Source organism: Actinomadura sp. 7K534, assembly GCF_004348575.1.
Lineage (GTDB): Bacteria > Actinomycetota > Actinomycetes > Streptosporangiales > Streptosporangiaceae > Spirillospora > Spirillospora livida.
The window spans coordinates 1-8,271 of record NZ_SMKB01000287.1 but is presented as its reverse complement, the minus strand read 5'-3'; the positions used below and the strand labels follow the sequence as shown (position 1 = coordinate 8,271).

The following is an 8,271-nucleotide window of genomic DNA, read 5'->3' as shown; positions in this document are numbered from 1 at the left end:
GCCGTACCAGCCGATCGACCCCGCCACGGGCCAGCCCTTCCCCCAGGACACCGACGCGTCCGGCCAGCCCTACGTCCCGATCGACCCGGCCACCGGCCGTCCGGTCCAGCCGGACCCGAACGCCACCACGCAGTACACCCCCGCGGACCCCACCACGGCCCAGCCCTTCCCCCAGGACCCGAACGCCGCGGGCGGGCAGTACCAGCCGGTCGACCCGAACACCGGCCAGCCCTACGCGCCGGACCCCAACGCGGGGCCTCAGCAGTACCAGCCGGTCGACCCCAATACCGGTCAGCCGTACGCGCCGGACCCGAACGCCGCGGGCGGCCAGTACCAGCCGGTCGACCCGAACACCGGCCAGCCGTACGCGCAGGATCAGAATGCGGCGGGGCAGTATCAGCCCGTCGATCCCAACACGGGCCAGCCGTACGCGCCGGACCCCAACGCCGCCGGTCAGCCGTACCCGGTCGACCCGAACACGGGTCAGCCCTATGCGCCGATCCCGAACGCGGCGGGGCAGTACCAGCCCGTCGACCCGAACACCGGTCAGCCGTACGCGCCGGACCCGAACGCGGCGGCCCAGCAGTACCAGCAGATCGACCCGAACACGGGCCAGCCGTACCCGCCCATCGACCCCAATACGGGGCAGCCCGTGCAGGGGTACGGGTACCCGCCCGCGCTCAACCAGATGATGCAGCCGGCGCCCGGCCATCCCGGCCCGCAGCAGCCGCAGAACGCCGACAGCCTCAGCTCCGAGAACCTGCTCGGCGAGCGGCGCATCGCCCCGTCCTCGGGATGGCGGCGCGCCGTCTACAAGGCGACCGCGGGCGGCATCCACCCCGGCGAGTCGCAGAACGAGCTGCGCCGCAAGGACCTGATCGCCAGGGCGCGCACCGTTGTCGCGGGCGGGCACCACCGGGTCGCCGTCATGTCCCTGAAGGGCGGCGTGGGCAAGACGACCACCACCACCGGGCTCGGCTCGATGCTCGGGTCGCTGCGCGGCGACCGCGTCATAGCGGTGGACGCCAACCCCGACCGCGGGACGCTGTCGGACAAGGTGCGGCTGGAGACGGCCGCGACCGTCCGGGACCTGCTCAACAACCGGGACCAGATCCACCGGTACGCCGACGTGCGCGGCTTCACCTCGCAGAACGAGGCGCGGCTGGAGATCCTCGCGTCCGACCGGGACCCGGCGGTCAGCGAGGCGTTCAGCGCCGAAGACTACGCGGCCGTCGCGGTCGTCCTGGAGCAGTACTACTCGGTCTGCATCACCGACTGCGGGACCGGGCTGCTGCATTCGGCGATGGCGGGCGTGCTGAGCCTCGCCGACCAGCTGGTCCTGGTCAGCTCCCCGTCGGTGGACGGCGCCCGCTCCGCGAGCGCCACCCTGGACTGGCTGGAGGCGCACGACCACGGGCACCTCGTCCGCAACGGCGTGGTCGTGCTGTCGATGGTCCGCAACCGCACCCGCAGCCAGGTCGACCTCGACAAGCTCCAGGCGCACTTCGAGAGCCGCTGCCGCGCCGTCGTCCGCATCCCGTACGACGACCACCTGGAGGAGGGGGCCGAGGTCGAGCTGGAGCAGCTCGCCCCCGCGACGCGGGAGGCGTACCTGTACCTCGCCGCCGTCGTCGGCGACGGCTTCGCCTTCCAACGTCCCACCGAGTCCTGATCTCCGGCGGTACGGTCACGTCCTGTGGACGGTGTGTACGTGGGGAAGGCGGGCCCGGACGCCGCCGCCGACCGGGGCTGGCTCCTCGGCCACTTCAAGCCCGCCGGCGACCTCCGGCACAGCGACGAGGTCGAGATCAAGTGGGGCGTGCACCAGAAGGGCGAGCGCCGCGGCGAGTGGACGGAGGGCGAGCGGCGCACCGCGCTGCTCGTGCTGATCAGCGGCCGGTTCCGGCTGGAGTTCCCGGAGGGGGACGTGGTCCTGTCCGAGCAGGGCGACTACGTGGTCTGGGGACGTGGCGTCGACCACTCGTGGCAGGCCGAGGAGGAGTCGATCGTCATGACCGTGCGCTGGCCGTCGATCCCCGGCTACGCCGTCCCGGCCGGGCCGTGACGGCGTGCGTTCGGTCGTGCGTTAAGCGGTCGAAGGCGTGGTGCGGGGCCGCTATCGTGGGCGTGGACCGCCGGCGAAGGCGGTCACCGGGAGAGTTCGCATAGTGGACTAGTGCAGGCGCCTTGAAAGCGCCCAGGGCTGGGGACAGTCCTCGTGGGTTCGAATCCCACACTCTCCGCTCGATCCGGAACGCGGTCTGTCTGTGTAGAAACGGACAGACCGCCCTGTTGGGTATCCGTTACCCTCTTCGGCATGTCGCAGACACCCAATGATCCGGCAGGCACGACCCACCAGTTCCAGAACTTCGCCAACCAGGCGCAGCCGCAGAAGTCCGGGCCGAACATCGGCCTGATCGTCGGCATCGTGGCCGTGGTCGCCGTCGTCGCGATCCTCGCGGTCGCCCTCATGATGATGTGACCCGGGGCGGCGGGGCGTGCGGCCCGGCTACCTGCCGTTGCTGCTGAAGTGCTGGTAGTCCTTCGCGCCGCTCCATTCGCCGCCCCAACCCCAGCCGATGGAGTCGAACGCCCTGACGACCTTGTCGCCGGCGTGGATCATGCCGGGGGCCTTGCGGTTGCGGTTCTTGTACTTCGTGCAGTCCGGGTGGGCGATGCGTCCGTCCGCGTACACGTAGGGGTTCTGGCACGGGTTGATGTCGATGGCCAGGCCGTAGGCGTGCTGGGAGAAGGAGCTCGACCCGGTGGCGCGGCGGCAGTTGAAGGCGGAGGTGTTGTTGGCCTCGATCGAGTCGAAGTCGCTGCCCTTGTACTTGTCGACCGGCTCCATGCGTTCGATGGGGTACTTGTCGTCGAACAGCTTCCGGAACACGCCGACGAGGTCCTTGGCGGCCTTGGCGTTGACGACGAGCCGCCCCCCGGTGTGCGGCTTGTCGTCCATGCCCCAGTAGGTCATCTCGATCATCCGCAGTCCGGACACCGGTACCGGGCAGCCCGGGCGCCAGGAATGGGGGAGGTCGCCTCTGGTCACCTTCTTGACCTCGGCCTGGAAGCCCTGCTCGGTCGGCGCCGCCGACGGCGTGCCCGACGGGGTCCCGGTCGGCGCGGTCGCGGTGGGCGGTGTCGCGGAGGACGTCGGCTCGTCGGTGTCGCCGCCGCCGCACGCGGCCGCGGCGGACGTCGCGGCGATCAGCGCGGCGACCGCCGCGGCGCTGCGAATCGGCCTTCTACCTGGCATCTTTCAAGGATGGCACGTTCGGCGGCCTGGGTGTGACACCCTCGATCCACGACGTTGCGTTTGAATGCGCGCCCGCCGGAAAGAGGCCGGGACGGACGGGCCGTGAGCCGCATCGGTCCGCCGGGCATGTCGTCCGGCGGCCTCCGGCCCAAGGGAGCGGGATGGCGGAACCTCAGGAGAGGGACCTCCCTAGCCTCGAAGACGAGATCTTCGCCGTGGCGCACAATGTGGAGGTCGAACAGGCGGCACAGGCACATCCGCGGCTGCCCGCGGACAGGGCGCAGGTGCTCGCGGAACGCGCCCGTGCGTTCCTCGGCCAGGACGTCCGGTCGCTCGCGGCCGGCTTCGGCATCTTCTTGTTCGTGGACGCGGTCATGATGTGGGCGCCGCTGATGATGAGCCAGCGGCCGAGTTTGATGCCGCAGTTCATCACACTGCTCGTCCTGGCGTTCGGCCTGGGCGGACTGCTCGTCTGGAAGGTGGGCGGGCGGTGGCGGACGTTCGGCATAGGCATGATGCTCGCCTGGGTGTTCCTGACCCTGGTGTCCGTCGGCTTCCTCACCGGGGTCACCGCCCCGCTGTAGGGGGAGGGCTCAGGTGGAGGGGCCGACGCGCTTGAGGACGAGGGAGAAGGCGCGTCCGACGGCTTCGAGGTCCTCGGGCTGGATGACGTCGATGAAGAACGTCCGGACCGTCTCGACGTGGTCGCGGGCGGCGCGTTCGAGGGCGGCGTAGCCCTCGTCGGTCAGCACCGCGAAGACGCCGCGCTTGTCGTTGGGGCAGTTGTCGCGCTGCACCAGGCCCTTGGACTCCAGGCGGGAGCAGGTGTGCGACAGCCGGCTGCGCGACTGGCTGGCGTTCTCGGCCAGTTCCGCCATGCGCAGCCGCCGCTCGGGCGCCTCGGACAGCCGGACGAGGATCTCGTACTCGGAGACGGACAGCCCGTGCTTGGCCTTCAGGTCCCGGTCCATGACCTCGGTGAGCCGGACGCTGCCGTCCACGTACGCCCGCCAATCGCGTTGCTGGGCGGCATCGAGCCAGCGTGGTTCGCTCATGCCGGTCAGTATACGGCACAGGTTGAACATTCAACTAATGCTGGCTACCTTAACGGTAGCAGGAGCCGCGGCCTCCGTCCGCGGGAATAGTTGAATCATCAACTAGGTTGCCCGGGCACCGCACCGTCCGTGGTGGACGGGCACCCGACCGAGGGGAGCACCCCATGCCCGCCGTGATGGCCGATCCGCTGACCCTGCCCCGCCTGCCGCTGCTGTCCGAGTCCGAGACCGGCTGGCGCCGCGTCGCGAAGGTCGTGACCGCGCAGCGCCACCTGGAGGGAGAGGGCTTCCAGGTCAGGCGCCCCTTCCCGGGCACGGACCTCGCCCTGGCCGACCCATTCCTGCTCCTCGACCACATGGGCGCCGTCGAGTACGCGCCGGGCGAGGCGAAGGGCACCCCGTGGCACCCGCACCGCGGGTTCGAGACCGTCACGTACATCATCGACGGCGCGTTCCAGCACCAGGACACCACCGGAGGCGGCGGTCTCATCTCGGACGGCGCCACGCAGTGGATGACGGCGGCGTCCGGGATCCAGCACATCGAGCAGCCGCCGCCCGAACTGGTGGCCAAGGGCGGCCTGTTCCACGGCATCCAGCTGTGGGTCAACCTTCCCCGCGCGCAGAAGTGGGTCCCGCCCCGCTACCAGGACATCGAGGCCCGCGACGTCAAGCTCCTGGCCGCCGACGACGGGTCGTCCATCGTCCGCGTCATCGCCGGGTCGCTCGCTGGGTACGACGGGCCGGGCGTGACCTACACGCCTATCAACTACCTGCACGCGACGGTCGCCCCCGGTGCGCGCCTCGCCCTGCCCTGGCCGCGCGAGTTCAACGCTCTGGTCTACGTCCTCTCGGGACGCGGCACCGCCGGCGTCGAGGAGATCGCGCTGGACGAGGGGCAGCTCGCGGTCTTCGGTGGCTCGCACAACAAGGGGACCGGGGACGGCATCGTCGTCCGCGCCGCCGAGAGCCAGCCGGTCGCCGGCGCGAACGGCTGGGAGGTCCTCGTGCTGGGCGGCCTCCCGATCCGGGAGCCGATCGCCCGGTACGGCCCGTTCGTGATGAACACCCGCGAGGAGATCGTCCAGGCCTTCGAGGACTTCCAGGCCGGCCGCATGGGAACCGTCCCCGCGGAGAAGGTCCCCCACCGATCCGAACAGGACGAACCGCTCGCGTGACCCTCGCCTAGCTGCGCGATCAGGCTTCTTGAATCTCGCACCGGTCCCACCGCGACCACGCGCCGACCCGAACCGTCGCGATCGCGTCCGAAGGCAGGTTTCGAGCGAAGCAAGAAGCCTGATCGCGCAGCGAGCCCCCAGGGCGAGCCGGAGCGATGCAGCGATCGCACGCATTGTCCGCCGAAGGGAAGGCCCTCCAGGGCCCGACCGCCAAGGGCGATGCAAATAAGCGCGCTTCCGGTGTGACGGCGGTCTCCCATGCGCTACTGTGTTCGAGTAGTCGAACACAGGTTCGACCGACCTGAACGCTCGGCCGGGGAGGTGACGGGGTGGCGACGGTCGTCACGAGGGGCCCGGACGGTGCCGCACGCTGCAGGGCGCCGCGCGGGCACGCGACACGCCGTAGCGGTTTCTACGCAAATCTACGGCCCCAGCTATATCGCCTCATAGAGTCCGAGAGCGTGGACCCCGTGCGCAACCCCTACGCCCCCGGAGCCGGGCAGCGGCCTCCGGAGCTGGCCGGCCGCGACCGCGAGCTGAAGCAGTTCGAGGTGGTGATCGAGCGGGTCGCCCGCGGCCGTCCCGAGCGCAGCATGATCGTCACCGGGCTGCGCGGGGTGGGCAAGACCGTGCTGCTCAACGCGTTCCGGTCGATGGCGATACAGCGGCTGTGGGGCACCGGGAAGATCGAGGCCCGGCCCGACCAGTCGATCCGCCGTCCCGTCGCCTCGGCGCTGCACCGCGCGGTGCGGGAGCTGGCGCCCCGGCACCGCGCGCCCGACCGCATCGAGGAGTTCCTCGGCGTGCTCAAGGCGTTCGCGCAGGCGGGGCCGGAGCCGTCCGGCAAAGGGAAGGCCCGCGTGCACCGCTGGCAGCCCGGCATCGACGTGCCCGCCTCGCGCGGCCGCGCCGACTCCGGCGACCTGGAGATCGACCTGACCGAGCTGTTCGTGGACGCGGCGTCCGTCGCCACGGACGTCGGCGTCGGGATCGCCCTCTTCGTGGACGAGATGCAGGACATCCCCGCCGACGACGTGTCCGCGCTGTGCGCCGCTTGCCACGAGCTGTCGCAGGTCGGTGGCCCGCTGATCGTGGTGGGCGCCGGGCTGCCGCACCTGCCGGCCGTCCTGTCGGCCAGCAAGTCCTACTCCGAGCGCCTGTTCCGCTACGCCCGCATCGACCGGCTCGACCGTGAGTCGGCCGACCACGCCCTGCTCGCGCCCGCCGAACGGGAGGAGGTCACCTTCACCGAGGAGGCCCTCGACGCGCTGTACGGCGCGGCCGACGGCTACCCGTACTTCGTCCAGGCGTACGCGAAGGTCGTGTGGGACGTGGCACCCGACACCCCGATCACCGCCGACGACATCAAGGTCGCCGCCCCGGAGGCGGAGACCGAACTCGCGGTCGGCTTCTTCGGCAGCCGCTACGAGCGCGCCACCCCGGCCGAGCGCGACTACATGCGCGCGATGGCCATGCTCGGCGACGACCCGGTGCCCACCGCATCGGTCGCGGACGAACTCGGCCGCAAGCCGTCGAGCCTGTCACCCGCCCGCGACGGCCTCATCAAGAAGGGCCTCATCTACAGCGCCGAACGCGGCATGGTCGCCTTCACCGTCCCGCACTTCGGCAAGTTCCTCCGCTCCCAACCCGCCTGACCAAGTCGCCCCGCCGATACCGCCCTATCAGGCTCTCTAGCCCAGCCGCTAGAGAGCAATAGAAAGCCGCATCGACCGGCCTCGTCCGCAAAATATTCGGCTCTCTAGCAACACCCCTAGAGAGCCGTAGATTCTCCTCACGCGCCTCTGCACCTCTATAAGCCTTTCTAGCCTCCCCCGAAGACACGGCTAGAGAGTAAAGACGAGCGCCCGCACGCCCAGGACTTCATACGCGGCTATTGGACGTGTCCAAGAATCGGCTAGAGAGCGGGAGAGAGGCTCTTCTCCGGAGCCACCAGCGCCGCCCGGACGGTCCGGCCGCGTTCGGCGGTGGACACGGCGAACACGACCTCCATCTCCCGGTCGTCGACACGCGCCGGGAAGGCGAGGAACCGCCAGCAGCCCTCCCGCCACACGTCCAGGGGCAGGGCGCTAGTGACGACGTTCTCGTGCTCCACCCAGGCCGCGCTCTCGTACAGCGTCGCGTACGTCTCCTCGATCGGGCTCCGCCGCCGCTCGCACGGCATCACCGGACGTCCATGGCCGGGCGGCAGCCCCCGGCGGCCGAGCAGCGCCGACAGCTCCGGCGACAGCGCCGCGAACAACGCGAGCTCCACCGCGAGCACCAGCCCGACGAGCACCTCGACGTCCCGCAGCACGTCCAGGCCGGCGAGCGGCGCCTGCAGCGAGGCGATGGCGGCGCAGGTGAACAGCACCGCCCGCAACACGCTCCGCCGCCCGACCCTCCGCCCGCTCAGCCCGCCGAAGCAGCCGCACCCGGCGTCCGGCCGCCCGACCCGCAGCTCGCTGACCACCCAGGTCGCGGCGGCGAACGCCACCGCAGTCGCGAGACGCACCGACGGATGCGACGTCATCAGCAGCGCCAGCCCGAGCAGCCCCTCACCGACCCCGAGCCCGACCGTCATCCCCCGGCTGTCACGCAACGCCGACAACCGCGCGATCGCCGCCGGCACCGGCACGCCGTGCACATGGTCAGGCGCCTCCACCGCCTGCTCCCGCACCAGCAACTTCGCTAAGCACGCCGCCAGCAGCACCGCCGCGAGCAACACCACCTGCGAATTCTGAAACGCCGTCACCATGCCACTGCGCCCCCCGAAACCCCGCCC

9 protein-coding genes and 1 tRNA gene are annotated in these 8,271 nt (G+C 70.8%); 7 read left to right on the top strand and 3 right to left on the bottom strand.

Annotation, left to right across the window (positions count from 1 at the left end; genetic code table 11):
• The first annotated feature begins 13 nt into the window (after positions 1 to 13).
• The 4 genes from E1266_RS39695 (at position 14) to E1266_RS38450 (ending at position 2,482) form a co-directional block, all read left to right on the top strand.
• Complete coding sequence (locus E1266_RS39695; RefSeq protein WP_243719181.1) at positions 14 to 1,672, top strand: MinD/ParA family protein; 1,659 nt, start codon at positions 14 to 16, stop codon at positions 1,670 to 1,672.
• 24 nt (positions 1,673 to 1,696) lie between these two features.
• Complete coding sequence (locus E1266_RS32915; protein ID WP_132053798.1) at positions 1,697 to 2,065, top strand: signal peptidase I; 369 nt, start codon at positions 1,697 to 1,699, stop codon at positions 2,063 to 2,065.
• 89 nt (positions 2,066 to 2,154) lie between these two features.
• A tRNA-Ser gene (locus tag E1266_RS32910) sits at positions 2,155 to 2,243 on the top strand.
• Between the two features lie 74 nt (positions 2,244 to 2,317).
• Positions 2,318 to 2,482, top strand: coding sequence for a hypothetical protein (locus tag E1266_RS38450; protein ID WP_165966300.1), 165 nt, complete (start codon positions 2,318 to 2,320; stop codon positions 2,480 to 2,482).
• Positions 2,483 to 2,509: 27 nt separating this feature from the next.
• Here the strand turns inward: E1266_RS38450 and E1266_RS32905 are convergent, their stop codons facing one another.
• Positions 2,510 to 3,259: a M15 family metallopeptidase gene (locus E1266_RS32905; RefSeq protein WP_132053796.1), complete on the bottom strand. Its 750-nt coding sequence runs from the start codon at positions 3,257 to 3,259 to the stop codon at positions 2,510 to 2,512.
• A 161-nt stretch (positions 3,260 to 3,420) separates the two neighbouring features.
• Between E1266_RS32905 and E1266_RS32900 the strand changes: the two genes are divergently transcribed.
• Positions 3,421 to 3,843 (top strand): hypothetical protein, encoded by a 423-nt coding sequence (locus E1266_RS32900; RefSeq protein WP_132053794.1) that lies wholly within the window; start codon positions 3,421 to 3,423, stop codon positions 3,841 to 3,843.
• A gap of 9 nt (positions 3,844 to 3,852) precedes the next feature.
• Here E1266_RS32900 and E1266_RS32895 read toward each other — a convergent pair whose 3' ends face one another.
• Positions 3,853 to 4,314, bottom strand: a complete 462-nt coding sequence (locus E1266_RS32895) for a MarR family transcriptional regulator (protein WP_132053792.1) — start codon at positions 4,312 to 4,314, stop codon at positions 3,853 to 3,855.
• A gap of 164 nt (positions 4,315 to 4,478) precedes the next feature.
• Between E1266_RS32895 and E1266_RS32890 the strand changes: the two genes are divergently transcribed.
• Both E1266_RS32890 and E1266_RS32885 read left to right on the top strand, forming a co-directional pair.
• Entirely contained in the window at positions 4,479 to 5,489 is a 1,011-nt protein-coding gene (locus E1266_RS32890; protein WP_132053790.1) for a pirin family protein, read from the top strand.
• 461 nt (positions 5,490 to 5,950) lie between these two features.
• On the top strand, positions 5,951 to 7,144 hold the full coding sequence (locus tag E1266_RS32885) for an ATP-binding protein (RefSeq protein ID WP_132053788.1): 1,194 nt from the start codon (positions 5,951 to 5,953) through the stop codon (positions 7,142 to 7,144).
• A 260-nt stretch (positions 7,145 to 7,404) separates the two neighbouring features.
• On the opposite strand, the gene E1266_RS32880 is transcribed toward E1266_RS32885, so the two are convergent.
• On the bottom strand, positions 7,405 to 8,217 hold the full coding sequence (locus E1266_RS32880; protein WP_243719179.1) for a MauE/DoxX family redox-associated membrane protein: 813 nt from the start codon (positions 8,215 to 8,217) through the stop codon (positions 7,405 to 7,407).
• Positions 8,218 to 8,271 lie beyond the last annotated feature (54 nt).

Excerpts from the sequence above, each read along its gene's own strand:
- E1266_RS38450 (WP_165966300.1), top strand. The coding sequence starts at position 2,318 with ATGTCGCAGACACCCAATGATCCGGCAGGCACGACCCACCAGTTCCAG.
- E1266_RS32905 (WP_132053796.1), bottom strand. The coding sequence starts at position 3,259 with ATGCCAGGTAGAAGGCCGATTCGCAGCGCCGCGGCGGTCGCCGCGCTG.
- E1266_RS32900 (WP_132053794.1), top strand. The coding sequence starts at position 3,421 with ATGGCGGAACCTCAGGAGAGGGACCTCCCTAGCCTCGAAGACGAGATC.
- E1266_RS32895 (WP_132053792.1), bottom strand. The coding sequence starts at position 4,314 with ATGAGCGAACCACGCTGGCTCGATGCCGCCCAGCAACGCGATTGGCGG.
- E1266_RS32890 (WP_132053790.1), top strand. The coding sequence starts at position 4,479 with ATGCCCGCCGTGATGGCCGATCCGCTGACCCTGCCCCGCCTGCCGCTG.